The sequence below is a fragment of the Klebsiella sp. PK18 genome, from assembly GCF_057784655.1.
Map to the genome: position 1 here is coordinate 5,071,952 of NZ_CM173493.1, position 25,162 is coordinate 5,097,113.

The window sequence follows — 25,162 nt, forward strand, 5'->3', positions numbered from 1 at the left end:
GTTACTCCTTATGCCGCAATAGCGTTCATGATCGCCGGTACAGAGAGCTCGGCGAGCGGGATCTCCGCCACCTGTCGGCGATCGCGCATGATAATGACCCGATCGGCGTAACCCACCAGCTCCTCCAGTTCAGAGGAGATAACCAGCAGCGCCAGACCATCGGCGCAGAGGGTTTCAATCAGGCGAATAATTTCCGCATGGGCGCCGACGTCGATGCCGCGGGTCGGCTCATCGAGGATCAGGAACTGCGGTTTGGTCAGCAACCAGCGGGAGAGCAGTACCTTCTGCTGGTTGCCGCCAGAGAGAAACTCGATCGGCTGCTCCGCGCTCGGGGTACGGATCCCCAGCTGGCGAATAAAGCGCTCGGCGATCTCGTTCTGTTCACGCCGGGGGATCGGCCGCAGCCAGCCGCGCTGCGCCTGCAGGGCGAGGACGATATTTTCCCGCACCGAAGCGGCGGCGATAATGCCGTCGGTTTTGCGATCTTCAGGACAGAAGCCGATCCCGAGGCAGGAAGCCTGATGCGGAGAGCGCAGGGTCTGCGGTTTGCCTTTGATCCACGCCTTCCCGCTGTCCGCCGTTTTAATACCGAAGATCACCTCGGCGGTTTCCGTGCGTCCGGAACCCAGCAGGCCGGCGAGGCCCACAATTTCGCCCGGACGGACCTGCAGGTCGAACGGGGCGATGGTGCCTTTTTTACCGTAGCCTTCAAACGCCGCCACCGGCTTATCGCTCAGCAGGGTACGGCCCGCCCGCTGCAGGGCATTGTGGTCCAGTTCGCGACCCAGCATCATTTTCACCAGCTCAATCTGCGGTAGCTCGCGAGTCTCGCGGCAGCCGACGAAACTGCCGTTGCGCAGCACGGTGATGCGATCGCTGACCGCATAGACCTGATCGAGAAAATGGGTGACGAAGATCAGACTGACGCCGCTATCCCTGAGCTGGCGCATCAGGGTGAACAGCATCTCCACCTCCTGGGTATCGAGGCTGGCGGTGGGCTCGTCGAGGATCAGCACTTTGGCCGACAGGTCGATGGCCCGACAGATAGCGACGATCTGCTGCATCGCCACCGAAAAGCGGTTCAGCGGTTCGCGCACGTCGAGAGAAAAGCCGTAGGAGGCCATCAGCGCCGTCGCCCGCGCCTCCATCTCTTTGCGTCGCAGCAGGCCAAACCGCCGCGGCTCACGGCCGATGAACAGGTTATCCGCCACCGACATATTGGGTAGCAGGTTCACTTCCTGGTAGACGGTACCAATCCCCAGCTGCTGGGCATGGGCGGTATTTTTGGGCGAAATAGCCTGGCCTTCCAGCCAGATGGTGCCGCGATCGGCATGGTAAACGCCGGTAAGCGCTTTGATCAGCGTCGATTTTCCGGCGCCGTTTTCGCCCAACAGGGCCATGATTTCGCCGCGCCGCAGGCTAAAGTTGACGTTATCCAGCGCCTTAACGCCGGGGAAGAATTTACTGAGTCCTTCGGTGCGAAGGATCTCCTGGTGTGCCTCGGCGCTCATAATCGATGTCACCTTCAAATGATGTCAGGTTACCCCGGGTCGCGCTGGGCTTCCCGGGGTTACTGGAACGCTGCTTTTTACCCTCTCCCACTGGGGAGAGGGATGGAATGAGGGGCTCCCCACTCAGTAGCCCATATTTTTCTTCTTCTCTAACTCTTCTTTCGCCGTATCCGGCAGATACAGCGTCGATTTGGTAATGGTCAGCTTCTCAGGCAGGGTGCCGTCTTTTTTGTATTTCTCCAGCGCATCAAACGCCGGGCCGGCCATATTTGGCGTCAGTTCGACGCTGGCGTTGGCTTCACCAGCGATCATGGCTTTATAGATATCCGGCACGCCGTCGATGGAGCCCGTGAGGATATCTTTGCCCGGCTTCAGACCCGCCTCTTTAATGGCCTGGATGGCGCCGATTACCATGTCATCGTTATGGGCGAAGACCATGCAGATGTTTTTGCCGTTATTCTCAGCTTTGATAAAGCTCTCCATCACCTCTTTCCCTTTGCTGCGGGTGAAGTCGCCGGACTGAGAGCGGATAATTTTGATATTCGACGCTTTGGCAATCGCGTCGGCGAACCCTTTCTTACGATCGATGGCCACGCTGGCCCCAACGGTGCCCTGCAGTTCAACGACGTTGCACGGCTTACCGTCGACGGTTTTCACCAGCCAGTCGCCAATCAGCTGGCCTTCCAGCACGTTGTTGGCGGTCACGGTGGTCATGTAGAGATCTTTATCTTTAACATCAATGGAACGGTCGAGAAGGAAGACCGGGATCTTGGCCTCTTTCGCCTCTTTCAGCACCGGTTCCCAGCCGGTGGCCACCACCGGTGCAATGAAGATCGCGTCGACCCCTTGAGCGATAAAGGAACGCACTGCTTTGATCTGGTTTTCCTGTTTTTGCTGACCATCAGCGATCTTCAGGGTGATACCGCGCTTGGCGGCCTCCTCTTTCGCGACGCTGGTTTCCGCCGCACGCCAGCCGGATTCAGAACCGACCTGCGAAAAACCTACGGTTAGCGGGGCAGCTATCGCCATAGACGACATAGCTGCGGAAACTGCTGTGACAAGAAGTAAGCGCTTCCACATAAGGGTATCCTCGTAGGGTTATTGTTGGTTAAAGTCTCACCTGCGGACAAACTATAGACAATCGGTGATGTAACTGAATGCGTTACATCACACTTCAAAAAAGTAAATGAGATGTTAATGATGGCCTCGCTGCCCAGCGGAGAGCCGATAAGGCTTCGCAGGGAGCGCGGCTGTTGCGGTTTATGACGTTTTTTTAAGCAGTTTGATAAATCAATCACATGCAATGAAAACGGTTACATAAATTTATTCATGATGTGGCTATGTTTATGGATTTTCATGTCATTATTACGCGAAAAATTCGGAGCACTCCGCGGCGATATCGGGAAAAAGAAGCGAAGACTTTCGATGTGAGTTGGCTATAATACCGAGCACTTGTTTGCCATACATTTTAAAGGAAACAGACATGAGCTTACTCAACGTACCTGCGGGCAAAGATCTGCCGGAAGACATCTACGTCGTGATCGAAATCCCGGCGAACGCAGATCCTATCAAATATGAAGTCGACAAAGAGAGCGGTGCACTGTTCGTTGACCGTTTCATGTCCACAGCAATGTTCTATCCGTGCAACTACGGTTACATCAACCACACCCTGTCCCTGGACGGTGACCCGGTTGACGTGCTGGTCCCGACGCCGTACCCGCTGCAGCCGGGCTCCGTGATCCGCTGCCGTCCGGTTGGCGTTCTGAAGATGACCGACGAATCCGGTGAAGATGCGAAACTGGTTGCCGTACCGCACACCAAGCTGAGCAAAGAATACGATCACATCAACGATGTGAACGACCTGCCGGAACTGCTGAAAGCCCAGATCACTCATTTCTTTGAGCACTACAAAGATCTGGAAAAAGGCAAGTGGGTTAAAGTCGACGGTTGGGACAACGCGGAAGCGGCGAAAGCCGAAATCGTTGCCTCTTTCGAGCGCGCAAAGCAGAAGTAATTCTGTCTCAGGCAGGGTCATCCCCTGCCTGATTGCGGCACGGATAGCCGCGATAACACCATGGAGGGTGTCCCGTGAAAAGCGTTCGCTATTTCACTCTGAACTATACCGGTTTCACCACCGCCGCCTGTGAAAAACAGGGATATCTGCGCCTTATCGCCGGCGAGCATGTCTTTTATACCGATAAACGCTATTTTAACGACCCCGCGCTTTTTGACCGCCTGACGATCAATCAGCCTCTGCACCTTGGCGTCCGCCGTCTGGACAACGGCTGTTACTGGATCCACTGGCTCAGCGATGGCGAAACGCTCCTTGAACCCAGTCAACGGGTAACGCGCTGGGCCCGTCCGCTGCTGATTATCAGCCTGCTGACGCTCATCGTCGCTCTTATCCCGCTAGTGATGAGCACCTCAGAATGGGGAAGGTTCGGCTGCAGCATTATCGCGATCCTGGCCTTCATTGGACTGTTAACAGGGCTCTATGAGCGACTGTTCCACCCGGCGCTAAAACGGCACCCCGCCATGCGCGATCTGCTGGCGAAGATGGCAATGGCCCGCCGCCGCGACTTTTCCTTTTGCCAGCGGCTACCTGCAACGGCGCGGGCCGTCCGCCAGTCGGCAATGCCTTTTACGCAAGCCCTGCCGGAACGCTATGCCGTCCGGACGGGAAAAATTAGCAATATCATTTTTAAGAAGTGGTTCGCGGGGAACCCAACGCGGGAATACCATGGCGTTGGGATACAATGCGACACGGCGCCGCTGGCCTTCTGGTGGCAGGCAGGCTGCGCCAATTTCGCGCTGCATCCCGTTCTCTATCGTCGTCAGCCACCGTTTATCGCCATTGGCGATCGCCTCGTCGCCGTGTACGAGCGCGACAGCCGTGCGATCCACGCGCTATACAATGCCAGCGACGGCGCGGCTTATATAAAAAACCATCCACTCTATCCAGGTCGCCGACAACTGGCGCTGCTCTATTACCTGTTTTACGGCCTCGCGCTGGTGATGTATCTGCTATTTCTCGCTGTTGAACTCATCAGTGCCCTTCAGTCAGGCCGGAGCGTCTGGTGGCAGGTTCAGGATTCACTGGACATGCTGTCCCTATTATTACTCAGTTTCGGCGGGATCCTGGCGGTACTGGAGCTGATTGGCCCAACGGCCTGGTTATTATCACACCGAGTGGCTGACTGGCTGAAGATGCGCTCGGCGATGCGGCGCTACCTGCAGGGAGTGGCCCGCCATACCGCGCTCGAGGAGATCATATAATGTTCAGCACCCCCACACGACGATTATTATTTCTCGCGCTGACGACGCTGGCTTCCGCGATGTGGCTGGCGAAGGATCGTCTGCCACTCTGGTAAGGCATGGAGCAGAAAAAACAACGCCACCCGAAGGTGGCGCTGTCGTGGTTAGTACTGGTCGCGATCCAACCAGTTGCCGTTCGCTATCAACGTACATCCCTCAACGGAACGTTGATACACATACATCCATGCGCTGCCGTAAGGCGTCTGAATGAGGTGGCGCGCATACTCGCCCCCCTTCGTGCGTAGCGCATCCAGTTCGGCCAGCGTCGATGCATCAATACGATAAACTTCACCATGTACTGTGCCTTCGCCGGGCACCGCGCCTGGATAGTGGCCCAGGCTGTACAGCTGATAATCGTTGACACTATGAGCGCCCAGCCACTGGGCGTTGGTCATCCAGTGGCTGTTGCCTTGTTTGCGTCGTAAACTGCCGTAAACAAATATTCGCATTGCTAAAACTCAAACTGATAGAGCAAATCGAGCGCCTGGTCAATGCCAGACACCGCTTCCACATATAGCCTAGGCATCAGGCGATAACGTAAAGTCAGCGTCGCCAGGGAGTCGAAAATACCGACCCCATATTTTACCTGCAGACCCGGCAGTACATAGCCGCTGACCACCACCTGGGAAGAGTCGCCTACCCCTTCGGTGTCCAACGCCAAATTGCTTACGCCAAACGTCTCGCCGATTTTACCCACAACCTGACCACTTTGTGCAACCCCCATTCCAATAAGCATTGAGGTCATCGCGGCGCTATCGCTCTGTCCGCTGCTCAAACCCTGGCCGCGCAGCAGATAAGATAGCGCTTCCTGCTGGGACATCACCGGGTCAGAGAAGATCTCCGCTTTCGGCTGATCGGCGGAGCCGGTGACGCGAACGCCGGCGATCACATCGTCTTCGGTAGCATCCGGGTTACGAATCGCTTCGATATTCAGCAGCGGCTGATCCGGCGGACCGGAGAACAGCAGCTCCCCTTTGCGAACAATCAGATCCTGACCATAGGCGTGGAAGCGGCCGTCCGGAATATTGATCTGCCCGTTGAGGCCCAAGCCTTGCTTGTCCTGCGCCACTTTCAAATCACCGGTCAGACGCGCTTTCAGACCAAAGGCTTCCAGACGCACGTTGTTGCCGACGTGAATCGTCAGGTTGCTGTTGATCGGGATACCGGCGCTCTGCTGATTAATCGGCTTGAGGTTTTTATCCAGCATCACTTCATCAGAGGAGACGCCAACCGCGCTCTCTGGCACCTCGTTGACCACGATCCGCGCCCAGGGCACATCCACCTTGCCATCAAGGCTGAACAGGCTCGGCGTGGCGGTAAACACCACGTCCGGCGACACATCGAGACGCACCATCGGCGGCACGGTGATCCGCACCCGGCTGCCCTTCGCCGCAATCTGCGCCCGCCAGTTATCGATCTGCGTCCAGTCGGCGTTACCGCTGAGAGCGATTTGCCCCTGGCGGGTGTTCACCGTCCCCTGCAGGGTGGAGCGCGTGCCGTTGAAGTTCATCGCCAGCTGGCTCGGCTGCATATCAAACGGCATGAAGTTGCCATCGATATCCACCCCGCTCAGCTGCATCTGGCCGAACAGCTGCGGGCTTTTTACGTTGCCGCCCAGACGCAGACGGGCGTTGAGCCTCCCCTCGGCTTTTTCGCCGCGAGCGAAAATCGGGTTGATCATCGCCAGCGAGAAGTTGCTGATATTGACGTTGCCGCCGAGATTACGCCGCCCCTGCGGGTCGGTGACCTGCACCTGCCCATCCAGTTGGCCATTGTTGGTCAGGCGGATAAGCCAGCCCAGCTCGGCGCGATTGTTATGCAGGTCGGCGCTGAGGTTCAGCGTATCGAATGCCACCGGCAGCGGCGCGTCGTTGACCACCTGGGTCACCTTGACGTTGCGCCCGCTGAGGGTCACTTTGCCCTGCGGCAGCCCCTCTTTGGTGGTGTCCCAGCTCACATCGGCATTACCGGTAAACACGCCGCTGGCCTGGGTCGCCTCCGGCATAAACGGCTTAAGCATCGCCAGATCGAAGCGGTTGAGGTTCACTCGCGCCCGCCCGCTGGCGCCCGCGTCGATGGTCTGCGGGACGCAAAGCTCGGCGTTCGGGTTGGTCCAGCAGTGTGGCCCAATGCTGATTTTCTGCTCCTGGTTGCGGTAGTCCAGCGCAATGCTGCGCGTCAGCGCTACCGGCCCTACCGGCGTCTGGAAGCGGGTATCGCTCAGCGAGCCTCTCCAGCGTTCGGCCTGACGATCGAAGCTGCCTGCCAGCGTCAGCTGGCCGGAAACCGGATCGCCCTGCACGCGCAGCCGCAGCTCATGCTGCTTCTCAGTACCTTTGGCATTGAGCTGCACCAAACTGATATTGACCCCCGGCTGGCTAATGCGATCGACCCGCACATCCAGATTACCGCCAATCTGATCGGTGGATTTCACGTCCCCTTTGACGTTGACCTGGGCGATCGTCAGTTCCTGCCAGCGCAGCGCCCGGGCGGTGATGTCGGCCAGAAGCTGCGGCGCATCGACAGTGCCGCGCACTTTCACCAGCCCGTTCGCCGTTCCGCCAAGCCCCGGCAATGCATTATCCAGATGCGGGGCATCGATAGTGGCGTCGAGGTTAAGATCCTTCACCCCAAGCTCACCTTTGATATCGGCGCTGTTCGGGCCTAACGCCAGGTGCAGGCCCGGGATTTTCCACTGCAGATAGCTGTTACCCTGCAGCGAGCCCGAAACATCCACTTTGTTCTGCTTCACGTTGCCGGTAATTTTCAGCTCCGGCACCGACATCTGCCAGCTGCCGCCGTACAGGCTGCCCTGGGTCTTGATCATGCCGTTGAGCTTCGACGGCCAGTCCGGCACCTCTTTGGCGGTGTTGATCCCATCGAGGGTCAGCTCGCCGCGCCAGCTGATCGCCTGCTGCCAGTCGAGCAGCGCCTTCAGCTCGGTTTTCCCTTCCAGGGCGTTGACCGTCAGCTTGTCGAGATTAATCTGCCGCTCATTGCCTTTGGCGTTGAGGGTGATTTTCGCCGGCGGCAGCGACTGACCTTTCACCGCCGTGGAGAAGGCCAGCGCGTAGTCGGTCATTTTGCCGCTAAACTTCAGCTGGACGTCGTCGGCCTGGAACTGCTTCTCGCCGCTGAATGGCCAGGCGAGCTGCTTACTCTTCAGCTCCATATTGAGCGGCAGCCCGGCCTCCGCCAGCTGCGCATCCGCGCGCAGCGTGGCCGCGACCGGCCCGCTTAAGTCCACCCCGACCTTAAGCGTTTTACGCACTTCGCCGCCCACCTTCAGCTGCACCTTCTCCCCTTTCATCGGGTCAACGTTCAGCGTTCCGGCGAGGGTAATGTCCACCGGCCAGTTATCCTGCAATTGCGCGTGGCCCGAGGCGCTGACCTTGCCCTGATCGGAGTCGATATCGAGGGCGTCGAGCTTCATCTGACCGTCGATACTGCTGACTTTCAGCAGCAGGTTATACACGGTGATGTCGGTATCGCCGGTCAGGCGTAGTTGTTCTCCGCGGAACGCCTGAATATTGAGGTTCAGCGGCAGATGGACATCGGTCATTGCCGGCAGCACCGGCTGCGAGAAGAGGTCGGTCATCGTCTCGCCGAGCGGTTTTTCCTGCGGCTTCGGGTTGTCGATTTTCGGCTCGACCACCTGCTCCTGCGCCACTTTCGCCACCTTCGGCAGGGCGATTAGCAGCCCCTGCAGCGAGGTCGGCGTCAGGGTCAGGTTTTTCTCCTGCCAGTTCAGGCCGGTGGAAAAATCGCGCACGGACACTGCGGTATCGTCGATTTTGACGTTGACGTTATGCAGTGCGACGCGGCTGAGGGTGATCGGATAAGGGGTGGAGAGATTCAGCGGCCCGCTGTCTTCTTCCTCGACCGGCGCGGCGGGCGGCATCTTCTTCGTATCGACGGCGACGTAAATATCGCGCAGCGCGATGTCGTTTACGCACAGGCTGCTGTCCCACAGGCAGCGCAACCTGACGCTGAGGTGAAACTGACCGGCGGTGACCGCCACCCCGGGCTGCTCGTAGCGGACATTATCGAGGGTTAAATCACGCCAGCCACCGGTGACTTTGCCGATATCCAGCCCCGGTACCCAGCGATCCGCCGCTTTGAACACCAGATGCAAGCCGGTGGTCGTCCCCACCAGGAACCCGACGGTGCCCAGCAGGAGCACCAACACGATTAAGACGCCGAGGCTTATTTTCTTCCATAAACTCATAATTCAGGCCCCAGACCGATGTAAAACTGTAAACCATGCTCTTCTTTGTCGCCGATCGGCCGGGCGATATCCAGCTTGATCGGCCCCACCGGCGACTGCCAGCGCACGCCCACCCCGGCGCCGGTTTTGAAATCGCTCTCGCGAATATCGCTGACCGCTTCGCCGCTATCGACAAACACGGCGCCCCACCATTTACCACTGACGTTGTACTGATACTCCAGCGAGCCGGTCGCCAGCTTCGAGGCCCCGATCAGCTTGCCGTCATCGTCCTTCGGCGAGATAGATTTGTATTTATAGCCGCGAATACTGCGGTCGCCCCCGGCGAAAAAGCGCAGATCCGGCGGCACCTTGTCAAAGTTATCCGCTTCGATCCAGCCAAGGTTGCCGCGCACCACAAAGCGGTGGCGGTCATAGAGGGTACGGATCCAGACGTCCTGGGCCTGCATCACGATGAAGTTGATGTCCGAGCCCCACATGGTGTTGGAGTAGTCCACGGAGTAGCGCTGTGAATCGCCCCAGGTGGGCATCAGACCGCCGCGAGAGCGAGTGCGGTTCACCGAGACCCCAGGGTAAATCAGCATGGTGGTGTTGGTGACGTTCGCCTGGGTAAAGTGGTCCAGGCTCCAGCGCAGGTTGATCGCCCGCTGCCAGCCGCTCGACATCTCCCAGAAACGCGATACACCAAGCGTGGTGGAGTCGGCCTGGGTGTCATTAAGATCGGTGCGCTTAAAGCCGCCCTGCATCAGATAGTACTGCTCGAGCGGGCTCTTCAGCAGCGGGACTTTATAGGTAAAGTCGAACTGCTGCTCCGGAGCGGAGAGGCTGACGCTGGAGGTCAGGCTGTGGCCATACGAGTTCATCCACGGTTTTTTCCACGTGGCTTTCACGCGCGGCCCGACATCGGTTGAAAAACCAACCCCGGTTTCCACGGTGTTCTCTTTGCGTGGCGAAACAACGCCCTGCAGAGGCAGCACCTTGGTTTTCCGTGACTTAGCGAAATCAGGCGCCACCACGACTGAACTGAACCAGCCGGTCGCCGCCAGGCGGCGGTTTAGCTCGGCCAGATCCTGCGAGGTGTAGTAGTCGCCCTCTTTAAACGGCACGAGGTTTTGCAGGTATTCATCGCGAATTTGCGATCCGGAGAAGGTGACGTGACCAAAGCGATAGCGCTCGCCGCTGTCGTAATCGATATCCCAGAACGCCTGGTGGCGGTCAAGGGAGACCCCGAGCTGGCTTTTGTTGAACTCGCTGTCAAAGTAGCCTTTGCGCAGGGCGACGCGGGTCAACGAGCTCTTGAAACCGTCATAATCGCCATGGTTCAGCACCGTCCCGATGGCCGGACGCGTTTTTAGCAGCGCCAGATAGTCGCTATCGGTACGGGCGCCGCCGCGCAGAATCACCTCGGTTCCACCAATGCGCACCGGTTCACCCGGGGTCACTTTGGCGATCAGCACCTGACGCCCCCTTTTCGGCGGCGGACGTAAATCAAATTCAATCGTCGGCTCGTAATAACCCAGCGCTTTCAGACCTTCGCGAATGGCGTCATCGACGCGCGCGCGAAAGCGACGATCCGGCGTGACCTCATCACTCTGGATGGTGGATAGCTGGGCGCGAACGTTTCTCTCCAGCTCCCCGGATAATCCCTCAACCTGCAAACGCACATTCGCTGCGCTGGCGACCCCGCTGACCAGCAAAAGGCTGGTGATACATAACTGGCGGATTTTTAGCACATTTTCTCCTGAATCTCCCTGTTTCCCCCTACAGGAAACACTGGCGCCGCTCCACGGCTTAACAAAACCCTAACAACCAGGGTTGAAAAAGTGGCAATAACCCAAATAATTCTTATGTATTAATCTAGACGTATTACGCGTGTTTATTGTGTTAAAAGACACGCTTCGTTACAACCTTAACGACGATTTCTGTATTGAGAGGCCAACCGTGAGTCTATTTGATAAAACGCATCTTGTCGCCCAGGCGGATGCGCTGCCTGGACGCAATACCCCCATGCCAGTGGCGACGCTCCACGCAGTTAACGGCCACTCGATGACCAACGTCCCGGCGGGGATGGAAGTGGCGCTGTTCGCCATGGGCTGCTTCTGGGGAGTGGAGCGCCTGTTCTGGCAATTGCCGGGGGTTTACAGCACCGCCGCAGGCTATACCGGCGGCTATACGCCAAATCCGACCTATCGCGAAGTGTGCAGCGGCCAGACCGGTCACGCGGAAGCAGTGCGCGTGGTTTACGATCCGCAGGTGATTAGCTATGAGCAGTTATTACAGGTGTTCTGGGAAAATCACGATCCGGCGCAGGGCATGCGACAGGGCAACGACCACGGTACCCAGTACCGTTCGGCGATTTACCCGCTGACGCCGGAACAAACGGCAGCGGCAAAGGCCAGCCTCGCCCGCTTCCAGGCGGCGATGAACGACGCGCACGATACTCGTCACATCACTACCGAGATCGCTACCGCCAAACCCTTCTACTATGCCGAAGACGATCATCAGCAGTATCTGTATAAAAACCCGCACGGCTATTGCGGCATCGGCGGCATCGGCGTGTGCCTGCCGCCTCAGTAACAACCCGATTGCGCTATCGGGGAGTGGTGGTTAATCAGAAAAGACCGGGCCCGCAGGGAAGTGGGCCAGAAATGCCGTCACGGTTAACCATTCACGCAATGACGGAAACGTCATCTCTTTCTCTGCCAATGCCCGATCGAAAGCGATTAGCGAATCGATGCCTGCCGTTCCGAACACGCCCCCGGCCCATAGTATTCTTTGCGCCTGGTCCCGCGCCCAGCCACTCTCGCTACGCCAGGCAAGGATATGCAGCAGAGCCTGTAATAAAGAGGCGACGTGGGTGCGCTGCTCTTTCACCAGCCGGCGGTAAACAGGCAGAGCAACACTTCTTATAATGTCGATACTCTCCCATACCGCCTCGTCTTTCAGCAGCCTCCCGGCCTCTTCGCACAGACGATTATGGGTAATAACCTCTTTTTTCTCGATGGTCTTCCCGGCAGCAATCACCATCCCACCCAGCAAATAGAGCGACTCTGGCAATAATGGCAAAACAACCCGCCGTTCTCTGGCAAGCTGCTGTCCGGCATAAAGGCAGTTAACCACTGTTTTTTGGACGTTGTATGGCTCGCTGTGGCTATCGAGGAGGTGTAACTCAGGTACCAGGTGATTCACTAAATCCACCGCCCGGACAGAGTGAAGAATAATGCTGCTCTGTTCGGAGGTCTGTATTCTCTGCACATCCAGTAAAACAGTCTCTTCCATTTTATTTTCCCTCTGTTATACGTACTTGCACAACGCCCATGCCGGGACGCATCTGATTCCAGCCTTCGCTTAACCGCGCAGCATCTGTCATACCCCACCTCAAAACAGGGGTGAAAGAGAGGACATAAACTTAGGTAAGGTATTTATCAGCGCAACGAGAGTGAGCAACAAACAAAAGAGATAGCTGATCGCCATGCATATTTGTAATAACCGTGGCGCCTTGTATCCTTTATTAATATCCTTTCGCCACAGCAGCAGGCAAATAAACAAGCCGGCGACCGGCGTGGATACCGCCGTTGCCACATTCGCTAAGTAAATTAACTGCACCGGCGAACCGCCAAAGCTAAAGCAGATTAACCCCGCCACCACCAGCACTACCATGGATCCCCACTGGACCGCTTTACTCTCCAGCGCGGTAGATTTATTGAAGCCGGAATTGAGCAGCACAACCCCACGCTGAGTATTCCCCAGTAGAGATGAGAAACCCGCCCCCAATAGGGCGACACCCATAATGTATTTTGCCGCCCGTCCCATACTGGGCGTTAACAAATCGGCCAGCTGCGTCGGCGTATTGATTGATATCCCTTGCGGAAAAAGGACGATGGCCCCCACCAGAATAATCGCCCCGCTGATCAGCAGCACACCGATAATATGGGCGACGGTATCCGCCACCATCACGCCATTAAAGAGGTCATCTTTTTTCCATTTTTTCTCTTTGCCAAGGTAAGTGCCGTAGATCCCGGTCGTCAGGGAGGCATTGGTACTGATAAAGCCCAGGGCGGTGACTAAACTCCCCGCAGGAAACATCCAATGCGTTAACCCTTCGCCACTGGCTTTCCAGTCTGGTCCCCCCGTCCCTACCAGGGTAATATAAAAAGCGATAATCATTGCCACAATACAAATAGTGATCCCTTTTTCGACTTTGGAATAAACGCCTTTAGAGAAATAGCAATAGATCATCACCGCAATCATAATTAACGCACCGAGTTTCCAGTCAATGCCGAAAACCAGGTTCATGCCGGCCCCGGTACCCGAGATATTCCCCATGGTAAAAAAAAGACAGGCTAAAAAAGTAGCCACCCCCACAAACCCCGAGGCGACTTTACCGTAATAGTGACGTATCGCCTCGATTGACGGCATTCCGGTGAGCATCGAGATACGATAGGTCGTCAACATAAACGTGATCCCCATAAAGGCAATGGGGATCAGCAGCCATAACAAAGAGTAGCCATAGTCCGCCCCTAACATCGACGCGGTGGTGATAGCGCCGGGACCGACAACGACCCCGGTAAGAACAATACCCGGACCAATACGGCGAATTAATTGAGAGAAGGGAAGTTTTTCTATTTGTGCGGGTACAGTGGAAGATGTTTTTTCTAAATTATTCATGACAGCCTCATTATATTATCTTTACAGAATATTATATGGCCAACCTTATATATTGAATAAAACCGGATAGTCCCTGGTAAAACCAACCCGTATTCATGAAGAATACGGGTTTAACATACAAATAATGAATTAAATAACCGCTTTTTTAATACCTGCTTCACGGATAGCCGCTTTGATCTCTTCTTCCGCGCCGGGTTCCAGCGGTAACAACGGTGAACGAACGGTCGCGTGTTCCAGGATGCCACGTTCAACCAGAGCATGTTTCAGCGCGACCGTGCCTTCCATATGCGAGCCACGGTGATAAACGGCCTTGGTAACCGGCAGCAGACGATCGTGAACCGCTTTGGCCTTCACATAATCCTGCGCTTTTCCGGCCTCCAGCAGCTCTAACAGGAGTTCCGGCGCAATATTGCCATACCCCACCAGGAAACCATCAATATCAAAAGCGGTATGCAGCAAATATTCATCATGACAGCTGAGGATCTGTAAATCAGGGCGTTCGCGGCGAATCACCGGAATTTCCGTATCCCAGCGGCGCATATTCCGCACGCCATTTTTCATCGCAAAGACTCCCGGTTGCGCGGAGATATCCAGCATCGTTTCGAGGTTATAGGTGGCTTTCGTGACATCCGGATACTGAAACAGAATAAGCGGCAGGCCGCTCTCTTCGTATACCACGCGATAACGATCCTGCGGCGCCCCTTTTTGGTAGCCAAAACGCAGCCAGCCATGGGAGGGATACAGCAGACCTGCGGAGGCCCCGGCTTCCACGGCACGCTGTGCTTCCAGCGCCGCCACTTCCGTCCCTTCGCCGGTAATACCGGCGATAACCGGCACGCGGCCTTCGGTCGAGTCCACAAAACTACGGATAACATCGGCCTGCTCCTGCTGAGTCAGGAAGGTACCTTCCCCGGCATGTCCCAGCACCACCAGACCTTTCACGCCTTTCACGCTGCCAAGCCAGGAACCTAAGCGTTTGATCGCTTGATGATCGATGCGTCCATCGCGGGTAAAAGGGGTAACGGGGGCTGGAACAATACCACGCAAATCAAGTGCTTTCATGTTAACTCCTTACACATTTCAACAATAAAGATGATAAAATCCCCTTCTTGAAATCGATTGCAGGAACGATTGCAAGTGAATTGAAATGTCTTCCCTTTACTCCGCAAGATCAAGGGTACTCTGCGAATAAATGCAATTCGAATCACAAAAAAGAGCGGCTTAAATGTTTATCAATCTGCATTACGTGATCTATTTCCCACATTATTGCCTGTTACCGCTCACGCCAATTCAGTTGCGTGGGCGAAATAACTACGAATACAATCTCAGCTGAATTTAAACAGGGAATCGGTCATGGGAAATCAGTCATCTTCAGAGCAAAATGGAAGAACGATCACGATGCAGGATGTGGCACGCGCTGCAGGCGTGAGTGTTTCAACTGTTTCACGCGTGCTGGATGAACGTCTCCCCCCGTCCCGCAGCCCTTCCGCTGAAAAAATACGCGAAGCGGCGAAGCTGCTGGGTTATCGACGTGACTACGTGGCGTCAAGTCTGCGCCGGGGCGATACCGGCACGATAGGCGTTCTGGTGCCCAGATTGACTGATACCGTGACGGCGATGTTCTATGAAGCCGTCTCTCAGGCCGCTGCGCGCCATGGGTATTTCACGGTAGTGGCCACCTGTGGCAACGATCCAGAAACGGAAGAGCGCGCCACGCAATCTCTGTTAGACCGCCGGGTGGACGGCCTGATCCTTTCCACCTGCCGCCTGGGCGATCGCCTGCCCCAGCAGCTACGGGAAAAACAGATCAACCATGTTCTGGCGCTACGCACCGACGGCATTAGTCCATCGGCCATTGGTGATGACGAACTGGGGGGTTATCTGGCGACCCGCCATTTACTGGATTTAGGGCACCGGGAAATCGGCATCATTGCCGGGCCGAATTTTTCATCGAGCACCTTAAACCGGCAAAAGGGTTTCCTGCGGGCCATGCAGGAAGCGCAGGCCGAGGTGAATCCCCAGTGGTGGCGAGATTCCGATTTTACCATTGTGGCCGGTGAAAACGCCGGTTATGAAATACTGAATAGTCCTGCGCGCCCCAGCGCCATTTTCGCCGTCAATGATGACCTGGCGATCGGCGTGATGGCGGCGGCACATCGACTCGGACTGGAGATAGGCCGAGACGTTTCGCTGGTGGGTTATAACGACATTCCTTTGGTCAGCCGTCTGCCGATCCCCTTAACCTCGGTAAAAACGCCGCTTGATCAGCTTGCCAGCCATGCTGTCGAGTTACTGTTAAGCAACCATGTGGAAAATCCTCAGCGCTATTCTCTACCCACGCTGATCCCGCGCGCTTCCACGCGGCCTTATCGCTAAGCGGCGAAGGTTCCCGGCCCAAAGGGTGTGACAGGGCCGGGGCAGTATTTAATATTATGCCAGCTAATGTTATCAGATATTGATTCTTGCTCGTCAGGGGGAGGTTATAGCGTAAACGTCATGCCAATACGATACCGTGATTCTGAGATTTTATTTTGGCCGTCATGGTAGCCCTGTTTCCCGAGATAATCATATTCGATATAGGGACTAAACCAGTCATTCCATTTATAGCGTAGCGTTAGCGCATTTTCTGTCGCCGAAGACTTATCATTTTTATACTTATAGTCGTCATTGACGTGGCGATAGACCGTGCCTTGATATAAGGCGCTCCATTGTGCATTAAATTTATAGGCAACATATAAATCCAGACGATTGACGCTATCCCGATGCGACTCACCGGCACTATTGACCGTTTCATAAGTGTTGTAGTCATAGCGATAACGCAGCCCAAAGGTAAGGTCGGGCGTGGCTTTATAATTAACGCGCAGATAAGGCCGTAGCTGAGTGCCTTTGCTGCTCCAGTGATAGATGCCGCCAGGCTGCAAGGCCCATTTATCGGCGAATGGCCAGCTATAGTTAGCCTCTATTTCATTATAATCGACCGTGCTGTCGCCAAAGGAGTGGGAACCATCAGCTCTGTCGGTACCCTGGTTGCCCTGATGGTTATTTTTGTTGTTTTTGTTATCCATCTCCATACTCGCCCACCAGCCTGTTTCCCACCCCTGGCTGACCTTATAGCGGGACTCGTAAGAGTGGCTTCCCGCCCGATATCCTCCCCTGACATCAAAGGTCAGCGCGTGGCCGGCTGCAGGAATGCCAAGAACGCAACACATAATAAAAGCGGTTTTTGTACGCATATTTTATCCCTAAAATTAATCATCTCGAAATAAAACGGAAAAGAATATGACCGTATCTATATATTATCTAAACCAATGTGAAATCGTTTGCGGTATCGTTTTCAATTACAGATATATTTCTATTACTAAATACGAATGGTCAAGACGGTAAAAATACCGATGCTATTCTCATCACAAATTTTCATCCGCTATTATCATGGCAGATGAATTTCTGTGATCGACTCCGCTCCCTTTATTAGCGGATCATCGACTTCCCTTTCACCTGCAGATGAGTCGCTCTTGTTGCGGGAATTATCCTGCGACGCACCTGTCATCATAAGTACGCGTTTACGCTGACGCGTGGCGGAGAGATAACCGCGTAATTAACAATGATTAATCAATGCTCTGGCGATTTTGCTGACTGTTACGCTATACTACCTTCTGAAATTGCCAGCCCACGCCTGTGGGCGGGTGTTCAAGTAGCTTCCTTATAGTTCGATCAACTTCCCTTCCGAGGATCTGACCTCAACGGTCAGAAAAGATATGTTAAACAGTATTTTAGTAATACTCTGTCTGATAGCCGTCAGTGCCTTTTTTTCGATATCGGAAATCTCACTGGCCGCCTCACGTAAAATCAAACTGAAACTGCTGGCCGATGAAGGCAACGTCAACGCACAGCGCGTGCTGAAGATGCAGGAAAACCCGGGCACCTTCTTTACCGTCGTGCAAATCGGCCTCAATGCCGTCGCCATTCTTGGCGGTATCGTGGGCGACGCGGCCTTCTCCCCGGCATTTCATAGCCTGCTCAGCGGGTATATGTCGCCGGAGCTGTCCGAGCAGCTGAGCTTCATCATCTCTTTTACCCTGGTCACCAGCTTGTTCATCCTGTTTGCTGACCTGACTCCGAAACGCATCGGTATGATTGCGCCCGAAACCGTGGCTCTGCGCATCATCAACCCGATGCGCTTCTGCCTGTTAGTCTTCCGCCCGCTGGTGTGGTTGTTTAACGGCATGGCCAACATGATCTTCCGCATCTTCAAACTGCCGATGGTGCGTAAAGACGATATTACTTCCGACGATATCTATGCCGTCGTTGAAGCCGGCGCGCTGGCCGGGGTGCTGCGCAAGCAGGAGCACGAGCTGATTGAGAACGTGTTCGAGCTGGAGTCCCGTACCGTTCCTTCCTCCATGACCTCGCGCGAAAACGTCATTTGGTTTGATTTACACGAAGACGAGCAGAGCCTGAAAAATAAAGTGGCCGAACATCCACACTCGAAATTCCTCGTCTGTAATGAAGATATCGACCACATTATCGGTTACGTCGATTCAAAAGATCTGCTGAACCGCGTACTGGCCAACCAGAGCCTGGTCCTGACCGGCGGCGTGCAGATCCGCAACACGCTGATCGTGCCGGATACCCTGACCCTGTCAGAAGCGCTGGAAAGCTTCAAAACCGCCGGCGAAGATTTCGCGGTGATCATGAATGAATACGCGCTGGTCGTCGGGATCATCACCCTCAACGACGTCATGACCACCCTGATGGGCGACCTCGTCGGCCAGGGGCTGGAAGAGCAGATTGTCGCCCGTGATGAAAACTCGTGGCTGATCGATGGCGGTACGCCGATTGATGACGTGATGCGTGTGCTGGATATCGACGAGTTCCCGCAGTCCGGGAATTACGAGACCATCGGCGGCTTTATGATGTTTATGCTGCGTAAAATCCCCAAACGCACCGACGCGGTGAAGTTCTCCGGGTATAAGTTTGAGGTCGTGGATATCGATAACTACCGGATCGACCAGCTGCTGGTGACCCGTATCGATAACAAGCCAACGGTGCTGGTGCCCAAGCAGGCCGAAGCGGCGGAAAGCCAGAACGCCTGAGCCTGACCTTTTCTCTCTCAAGGGCGGATAACCATCCGCCCTTTTTTTATGTCCCGAATGTGAAGCGGCTCACGCCCCTCTGCCGATAGCAGATTACTCCTGCTCGATAGCGGAACGTTCATGACTCCTCGCCACGCAAAAAGGTAACGTTGCCCGCGTCTACACGATCATATTCCTGAATAAAGGAAGCGAGGGTTACCATGATAACGTCAAATAAAAATTACTTTATCAGCTGTCTGTTTTTCCTGTTCTTCTTTATAGGCTGGGGATGCTGCTACCCCTATTTATCACTGTGGTTAACGGAAACCATCGGCATCAATTATACGGACGTCGGCCTGGTCTATTCCTTTACCGCTATTGTCGCCGTCTGCGTTCAGCCGTTATTCGGCTTCATCTCCGATAAACTGGTATATCGTAAAAATCTGATGTGGATGCTGGCGATTATAATCACGTTATTCGCCCCTTATTGGATCTATGTCTTTGCTCCCCTGTTAAAAATAAATGTGTTCCTCGGCGCGCTGGCTGGCGGCCTTTATATTGGCATGGCCTACGGCGCAGGCTGCGGGGTTTGCGAAGCCTACATTGATAAAGTCAGCCGCGCCTCCAGTTTCGAATTTGGCCGGGCGCGGATGTTCGGCGGCATCGGCGCCGCGATCGGCACCTTTGCGGCAGGAAAACTCTACGGCATTGATCAGAATATGATTTTCTGGTTGGCCAGCGGCGCAGGCGTCTGCCTGCTGGTCATTGTCTGGAAAATGCAGATCAGCGCCCACCCGCAGCAGGGATTGCTGTCTGGCAAAGCCTCGCCGGTTACCCTCCGCGATGCCGTCTCGCTGTTAAAAATTAAAAAATTCTGGTTCTTCGCCCTCTATGTCATTGGCGTCGGGGCGGTCTATGAAACCTATGACCAGCAGTTCGCTATCTATTACAGCCATTTCTTTGAGAGTAAAGCCCGGGGTGCAGAAGTCTTCGGTTATTTAACCACGGGTCAGATTTTCCTTGATGCCATCGTGATGTTCTTTGCGCCATGGTTTGTGAATAAAATCGGCCCGAAAAATGCGCTGTTATACTGCGGGCTGATTATGAGCTTGCGCATTATCGGCTCCGCATGGGCTATTGGCCCGGTATCCATCAGCCTGATTAAACTCCTCCACGGCTTTGAAAGCTCGGTGCTCCTCGTCGCGGCGCTAAAATATATTACCGCTAACTTTAACCCTCTGCTGTCAGCGACTGTTTACTTAATTGGCTTCCAGTTTTCGAAAAGCTTTAGCTCTATTTTTCTCTCGACCGGTATCGGCCATATGTACCAGAGCATGGGCTTTACCAGCAGTTATATCGTACTCGGCGGTATCGCTCTGTGCTTCACGCTCATTTCTTTTATTACGCTGGATAAAGCGCGTGTCTTCGCTTCACAACCGGTGCCCGCGAATTAATGTCAGGAGGTAGTGTGTATGTCTCATTTATTTTATGGCGTGGCGTATTACGATGAATATATGCCGGAAGATCGGCTGGCTAAGGATATCGCCTTAATGCGCGAAACCGGCATTAACGTGGTGCGTATTGCCGAGTCCACCTGGAGTACGCTGGAGCCTGAAGAGGGCCAGTACAATTTCTACCATATCGACCGGGTGCTGGAGGCGATGCATGAGGCCGGCATTGCGGTCATCGTCGGGACGCCGACCTATGCGGTACCGGCCTGGCTGGCGGCGAAACATCCCGATATTCTGGTCACCACCGTCGCGGGGCAGCAAAAATATGGCCCGCGGCAGATCATGGATATCGTCAATCCGACCTTTCGCCGCTATGCCGAAAAAATTATCCGCACGCTGATGGCCCATGTGCAGCACCATCCGGCGATTATCGGCTGGCAACTGGATAACGAAACCAAGCATTACGACAATATTGGCCGCTATATGCAGGAGGGCTTCGTGCGCAGCCTGCAGGAGAAATATCCTGACCTCCGGCAGCTGAATCGCGATTTCGGCCTGGATTACTGGAGCAACCGCATTGACCGCTGGCAGGATTTTCCGCCGGTGGAAAACACCATCAACGCCAGCCTCGCCTGCGCCTTCTCTCGCTATCAGCGTCAGCAGGTCACCGAGTATCTGGCCTGGCAGGCGGCCATCGTTCGGGAATACGCCCAGCCGCACCAGTTCGTCACCCACAACTTCGATTTCGAATGGCGCGGTTACTCTTACGGCGTGCAGCCGCGGGTCGACCATTTTGCGGCGGCACAGGCGCTGGATATCGCCGGCGTCGATATCTATCACCCGAGCCAGGCGCACCTGACCGGGCGGGAAATCGCCTTTGGCGGCGCCATCACCCGCTCGCTTAAGCCGGGTCAGAACTACTTCGTACTGGAAACCCAGGCTCAGGGCTTCGCCCAGTGGACCCCCTTCCCGGGCCAGCTACGCCTGCAGGCATTCAGCCATATCGCCTCCGGCGCCGCCATGGTCTCCTACTGGCACTGGCATTCGATTCATAACGCCTTCGAAACCTACTGGAAGGGGCTGCTCAGCCACGACTTCTCGCGCAACCCAACCTGGCAGGAAGCCACCACCATCGGCGCCGATTTCGCCCGCCTGTCGCCGCAGCTGGCGGAGCTGAAGGCCGAAAATGACGTCGCGTTGCTAATAAGCAATGAGGCGATGGACGCCCTCAATCACTTCCGTCCCGGCGATGCCGAGGGCAACATTTATAACGATATCTTCCGCCGCTTCCACGATGCGCTGTATGACCACAATATCAGCCTCGACATCATCCACGATGTGAACGAGGAAACCTCGCGCTACCGGGTACTGATCGTTCCTGGTCTGTACGCCGCCGATGATGGCCTGCTAACACGGATTAACGACTATATCGCCCGGGGCGGCAGAGCGCTGATCGGCTTTAAATCAGGCTTTAGCGATGAAAATGTCAAGGTGCGCAACAGCGCGCAGCCGGGGATTTTGCGCCAGAGCTGCGGCGTCAGCTACAGCCAGTTCACCCTGCCGGAAGGGACGACGGTAAGCTCATGCAGCGCAGAGATTGATTGCCGCAATGATAATCAGGCTGAGCTGTGGATGGAATTGCTGACGCCCGATGGCGGAACCCGCACACTGCTGCGCTATCAGCATCCGGCATGGGGCGAATACGCCGCCGCAACGGCGGCGGATTACGGTCAGGGACGCGCCCTGTACGTTGGCTTCCTGCCGCACAAGCGCCTGATTAGCCAGCTGTTTGATGTCCTGACGGCGGATCTCACGCTGAACTCGCGAACTTCCGCCTATCGCTATCCGTTAGTGGTTAAAAAGATGCGTAACCGAGCCGGAAATACTATCCACTTCCTGTTCAATTACTCCGGCGAGGCGCTGGATGTTGTCAGCGAGACCGCGGGTACCGCGCTGCTGAGCGGGGAGGCTGTAGACGTCGGCCAGCCGTTGCGCCTCAGGGCCTGGGAATTTACTATCATCGAAAGCTAACGACGCGGCGGCGCTCAGGTGGGAGAGAGAATGGAACTGGATATCAATGAGCTACTCAATTTCTCGCCATTGATGAAAACCTTTACCTTCAATGCCTGGGTCGTCGCAGGCTTCACGCCGATTACCCGCGGCTCCACGCTGGACTACTACATTAATCGCCCGCAGGGGATGAAAGGTTACATCATTAATCTGACCCTGCGCGGCCAGGCGCGGGCGAAAGCGGGCGATGGCTTCCTGCTGTGCCGGGAAAACGATCTGTTGCTGTTTCCTCCCGGCGTGCCCCATCATTACGGCAGGGACGAACACAGCGAGTACTGGGACCATCTGTGGATCTACTTTATCCCCCGCCCCTACTGGATAGACTGGCTAAAGTGGGACCAAACCACCCACGGTATCGGCAAAACAACCATTAACGATCCCGACCAGCTCCAGCAGCTGCGCGATCTTTTCTACGAAGTAATACGCCACCACTCTGCGTCCGTACCGCTGTCAGAAGCGCTGGCAATGAACGCGCTGGAGAGATTAATTCTCCGCTGTTTTCAGCAGCAGCCCATTAGCAACCGCCATGCCCACGACCCACGGATTAACGCCATCTGCGACTATCTTAACGCCCATATTGCGCAGGAGGTAAAAATCGAGACCCTGGCGGCGATGGTGTTTATCTCCCCTTCACGTCTGGCGCACCTTTTCAAAAATGAACTGGGGCAAACGGTCTATGCGTGGCGGGAAACACAGCGCATCAACCGCGCCAGGTGGCTTATTCAGAGCACCTCGCTCCCACTAAACAAAATTGCTTTATCGGTGGGTTACAGCGATCCGGTCTATTTCACCCGCCTTTTTCGTAAACATAACGGAGTCCCACCGGGCGAATATCGCAAACGCTATGCGGAAATGAAGGGCTAAAAACATCAACGGCTCCCATCGGGAGCCGTCTTTTACCTACTACGTACTGCTACGTTTCAGGTTATGCCATCTCAGTTTGCAGACGCAACACCTGACGATTGACTTCGGACATCACTGACAGATGCAGCTTGTCCTTGACCTTCGGGATAAGGATTTTGCCCTTATCAAATTCAAATGCGCCAACGTCCTTGATGTACAACCGTCCACGAAACAGGATCTTCACGTACTTCGCCACTTGCAGCGGATTGTAGCGTTGGAAAATTTTCATTCTTCTCTCCTGCCAGGGTTACGCTCCTGTGGTGCCACAGTTAGCCCACGTATCGGGAGCGCAAATTTTAATGCCCTAAAACTATAGTCCAGAATCTCAGAGGGACCCAGTGTGTATAAGTTTATTTACCGTTTGATGACAATAATTCAGAATTTTCGTTTCGGACATACGATGAAGTAAGTATAAGTCGCCATTTTTCTACTAATTTGTGCGTCAACACGCAAACTGGCATCCTCATTGCGGGTAATCGCCGCCAATCGCACTTATGATTAAACGAGACCAAGTGGTCGGATCACCTGCATAAAAATGATTAAGGATTACGCATGACCCTACGTAGCATACTGGCCGCCTCGTTACTGCTTCTCCCGCTGCTGGCCACAGCGCATAACTTCGTCGACGGCCAGCGTGTGGCGCCGGTCGGCGTCGCGGATCGGGGAGAACTCATTCTGGATAAGGATAAGTTTAGCTATAAAAACTGGAACAGCTCGCAGCTGGTGGGAAAAGTGCGAGTTATCCAGCACATTGCCGGTCGCTCGTCAGCCAAAGAGAAAAATGCCAACCTGATCGAGGCGATTAAAGCGGCAGGTTTCCCGCACGATCGTTACCAGACTACCACCATCGTTAACACCGACGATGCCATTCCGGGCACCGGCATGTTCGTGCGCAGCAGCATTGAGAGTAATAAAAAGCTTTTTCCATGGTCGCAGTTTATCGTCGACAGCAACGGGCTGGTGCGTAAAGCCTGGCAACTGGACGAGAAGAGTTCCGCGATCGTGGTGCTGGATAAGGACGGTCGCGTAAAGTGGGCCAAAGACGGTGCGCTGACCCAGCAGGAGGTGCAGCAGGTCATCGACCTGCTGCATAAATTGCTTAATAAATAGAGACCCGGAAGCCTGGGTTGAGGAAGGATTCACGCGGCGTGTAGTCGAGGGTTTTGCCCTGCCAGTCGTGAACATGCGCCCCGGCGGCCACCGCGACCGCGTGGCCGGCGGCAGTGTCCCAGGTGCTGGTCGGCCCGAAGCGCGGATAGAGCTGGGCCTGGCCTTCCGCCACCAGGCAGAACTTCAGCGAAGATCCGATAGAAGTAGTTTGATGCTCGCCCAGTTGCTCAAGATACTCCTGCAGCTCCGGATCGTTACCGTGAGAGCGACTGATCACCACCAGCGGCGGACGGGCATCGCGGACCTGGATCTGCTTGCGCACCCCGCACTCTTCTTTCCACGCTTTGCCTTTTTCCGCGCTGTACATCACCTTCATCACCGGGGCATAGACAACGCCCAGCGTCGGCTTGCCGTTTTCAATCAGCGCGATATTGACGGTGAATTCGCCGTTACGCTTAATAAACTCTTTGGTGCCGTCCAGCGGGTCGACCAGCCAGTAGCGCTGCCAGTGCTGGCGCACTTCCCAGGACGGCGGGTCCTCCTCGGAGAGGATCGGGGTATCAGGATCCAGCGCCTGCAGGCCACTGACAATGACTTTATGCGCTGCGATATCCGCCGCCGTGACCGGAGAATCATCTTTCTTGCTGGCGACGTTGATCGGCTGGTTTCCATCGTAGACTTCCATGATGGCATCGCCCGCGTTCCGTGCAAGCTGACATACTTGTTCTAACATTCTCCACCTCGTCTGGTTACAGTGGCGTTAACTCGTTGTTTTATTTATATCGCATCACCGCGAGTTCCGCTATCTGTGATAACGATGGCGGTTTCTATGCCCGC

General features: G+C 55.3%; 20 protein-coding genes. 9 read left to right on the top strand and 11 right to left on the bottom strand.

All coding sequences use genetic code 11. From position 1 onward, the window contains the following. Positions 1-8: 8 nt before the first annotated feature. Entirely contained in the window at positions 9-1,511 is a 1,503-nt protein-coding gene (gene ytfR, locus AC3EMD_RS24875) for a galactofuranose ABC transporter, ATP-binding protein YtfR (protein WP_044613396.1), read from the bottom strand. Positions 1,512-1,634: 123 nt separating this feature from the next. Further along, a complete protein-coding gene (ytfQ, locus tag AC3EMD_RS24880) occupies positions 1,635-2,591 on the bottom strand; it encodes a galactofuranose ABC transporter, galactofuranose-binding protein YtfQ (RefSeq protein ID WP_008807147.1) in 957 nt (318 codons plus the stop codon). 403 nt (positions 2,592-2,994) lie between these two features. Here ytfQ and ppa point away from each other — a divergent pair, with 403 nt between their 5' ends. Further along, positions 2,995-3,525, top strand: a complete 531-nt coding sequence (ppa, locus tag AC3EMD_RS24885) for an inorganic diphosphatase (protein WP_002886766.1) — start codon at positions 2,995-2,997, stop codon at positions 3,523-3,525. A gap of 74 nt (positions 3,526-3,599) precedes the next feature. Further along, positions 3,600-4,787, top strand: a complete 1,188-nt coding sequence (locus AC3EMD_RS24890; RefSeq protein WP_302073825.1) for a hypothetical protein — start codon at positions 3,600-3,602, stop codon at positions 4,785-4,787. A gap of 143 nt (positions 4,788-4,930) precedes the next feature. Here AC3EMD_RS24890 and AC3EMD_RS24895 read toward each other — a convergent pair whose 3' ends face one another. The 3 genes from AC3EMD_RS24895 to tamA are packed head-to-tail and all read right to left on the bottom strand — an operon-like array spanning position 4,931 to position 10,784. After that, positions 4,931-5,275, bottom strand: a complete 345-nt coding sequence (locus AC3EMD_RS24895; RefSeq protein WP_008807149.1) for a gamma-glutamylcyclotransferase family protein — start codon at positions 5,273-5,275, stop codon at positions 4,931-4,933. 2 nt (positions 5,276-5,277) lie between these two features. Then, a complete protein-coding gene (gene tamB, locus AC3EMD_RS24900; protein WP_302073826.1) occupies positions 5,278-9,054 on the bottom strand; it encodes an autotransporter assembly complex protein TamB in 3,777 nt (1,258 codons plus the stop codon). Continuing rightward, complete coding sequence (gene tamA, locus AC3EMD_RS24905; RefSeq protein ID WP_008807151.1) at positions 9,051-10,784, bottom strand: autotransporter assembly complex protein TamA; 1,734 nt, start codon at positions 10,782-10,784, stop codon at positions 9,051-9,053. The genes tamB and tamA overlap by 4 nt, the downstream gene beginning before the upstream one ends. A gap of 208 nt (positions 10,785-10,992) precedes the next feature. Between tamA and msrA the strand changes: the two genes are divergently transcribed. After that, the gene (msrA, locus tag AC3EMD_RS24910; RefSeq protein WP_008807152.1) at positions 10,993-11,628 is read left to right on the top strand and encodes a peptide-methionine (S)-S-oxide reductase MsrA; all 636 of its coding nucleotides are present in this window, start codon (positions 10,993-10,995) and stop codon (positions 11,626-11,628) included. A gap of 30 nt (positions 11,629-11,658) precedes the next feature. Here the strand turns inward: msrA and AC3EMD_RS24915 are convergent, their stop codons facing one another. From AC3EMD_RS24915 to AC3EMD_RS24925, 3 genes are all read right to left on the bottom strand, one after another. Further along, entirely contained in the window at positions 11,659-12,330 is a 672-nt protein-coding gene (locus tag AC3EMD_RS24915; RefSeq protein ID WP_008807153.1) for a hypothetical protein, read from the bottom strand. A gap of 99 nt (positions 12,331-12,429) precedes the next feature. Next, positions 12,430-13,719: an Nramp family divalent metal transporter gene (locus tag AC3EMD_RS24920; protein ID WP_012969097.1), complete on the bottom strand. Its 1,290-nt coding sequence runs from the start codon at positions 13,717-13,719 to the stop codon at positions 12,430-12,432. Positions 13,720-13,848: 129 nt separating this feature from the next. Beyond that, entirely contained in the window at positions 13,849-14,781 is a 933-nt protein-coding gene (locus AC3EMD_RS24925; protein ID WP_022065390.1) for a dihydrodipicolinate synthase family protein, read from the bottom strand. A 291-nt stretch (positions 14,782-15,072) separates the two neighbouring features. Between AC3EMD_RS24925 and AC3EMD_RS24930 the strand changes: the two genes are divergently transcribed. Then, positions 15,073-16,095, top strand: coding sequence for a LacI family DNA-binding transcriptional regulator (locus AC3EMD_RS24930; RefSeq protein ID WP_022065389.1), 1,023 nt, complete (start codon positions 15,073-15,075; stop codon positions 16,093-16,095). A 104-nt stretch (positions 16,096-16,199) separates the two neighbouring features. Here the strand turns inward: AC3EMD_RS24930 and AC3EMD_RS24935 are convergent, their stop codons facing one another. Beyond that, entirely contained in the window at positions 16,200-16,952 is a 753-nt protein-coding gene (locus tag AC3EMD_RS24935; protein WP_008807157.1) for an oligogalacturonate-specific porin KdgM family protein, read from the bottom strand. A 522-nt stretch (positions 16,953-17,474) separates the two neighbouring features. Here AC3EMD_RS24935 and paeA point away from each other — a divergent pair. The 4 genes from paeA to araC all read left to right on the top strand — a co-directional run bounded on the left by paeA (position 17,475) and on the right by araC (position 23,176). Then, positions 17,475-18,812: a polyamine export protein PaeA gene (gene paeA, locus AC3EMD_RS24940; RefSeq protein ID WP_008807158.1), complete on the top strand. Its 1,338-nt coding sequence runs from the start codon at positions 17,475-17,477 to the stop codon at positions 18,810-18,812. 200 nt (positions 18,813-19,012) lie between these two features. Next, on the top strand, positions 19,013-20,245 hold the full coding sequence (locus tag AC3EMD_RS24945; RefSeq protein WP_008807159.1) for an oligosaccharide MFS transporter: 1,233 nt from the start codon (positions 19,013-19,015) through the stop codon (positions 20,243-20,245). An 18-nt stretch (positions 20,246-20,263) separates the two neighbouring features. Then, complete coding sequence (locus tag AC3EMD_RS24950; protein WP_236946823.1) at positions 20,264-22,273, top strand: beta-galactosidase; 2,010 nt, start codon at positions 20,264-20,266, stop codon at positions 22,271-22,273. A gap of 30 nt (positions 22,274-22,303) precedes the next feature. Then, complete coding sequence (gene araC, locus AC3EMD_RS24955; RefSeq protein ID WP_012969101.1) at positions 22,304-23,176, top strand: arabinose operon transcriptional regulator AraC; 873 nt, start codon at positions 22,304-22,306, stop codon at positions 23,174-23,176. Between the two features lie 61 nt (positions 23,177-23,237). Here the strand turns inward: araC and AC3EMD_RS24960 are convergent, their stop codons facing one another. Then, on the bottom strand, positions 23,238-23,444 hold the full coding sequence (locus tag AC3EMD_RS24960) for a DUF1107 domain-containing protein (protein ID WP_002886707.1): 207 nt from the start codon (positions 23,442-23,444) through the stop codon (positions 23,238-23,240). A gap of 323 nt (positions 23,445-23,767) precedes the next feature. Between AC3EMD_RS24960 and AC3EMD_RS24965 the strand changes: the two genes are divergently transcribed. Beyond that, positions 23,768-24,325, top strand: coding sequence for a YtfJ family protein (locus AC3EMD_RS24965; protein ID WP_008807162.1), 558 nt, complete (start codon positions 23,768-23,770; stop codon positions 24,323-24,325). Here AC3EMD_RS24965 and cysQ read toward each other — a convergent pair. Beyond that, entirely contained in the window at positions 24,315-25,058 is a 744-nt protein-coding gene (cysQ, locus tag AC3EMD_RS24970) for a 3'(2'),5'-bisphosphate nucleotidase CysQ (RefSeq protein ID WP_008807163.1), read from the bottom strand. The two genes, AC3EMD_RS24965 and cysQ, sit on opposite strands and share 11 nt — an antisense overlap. Between the last annotated feature and the right edge of the window lie 104 nt (positions 25,059-25,162).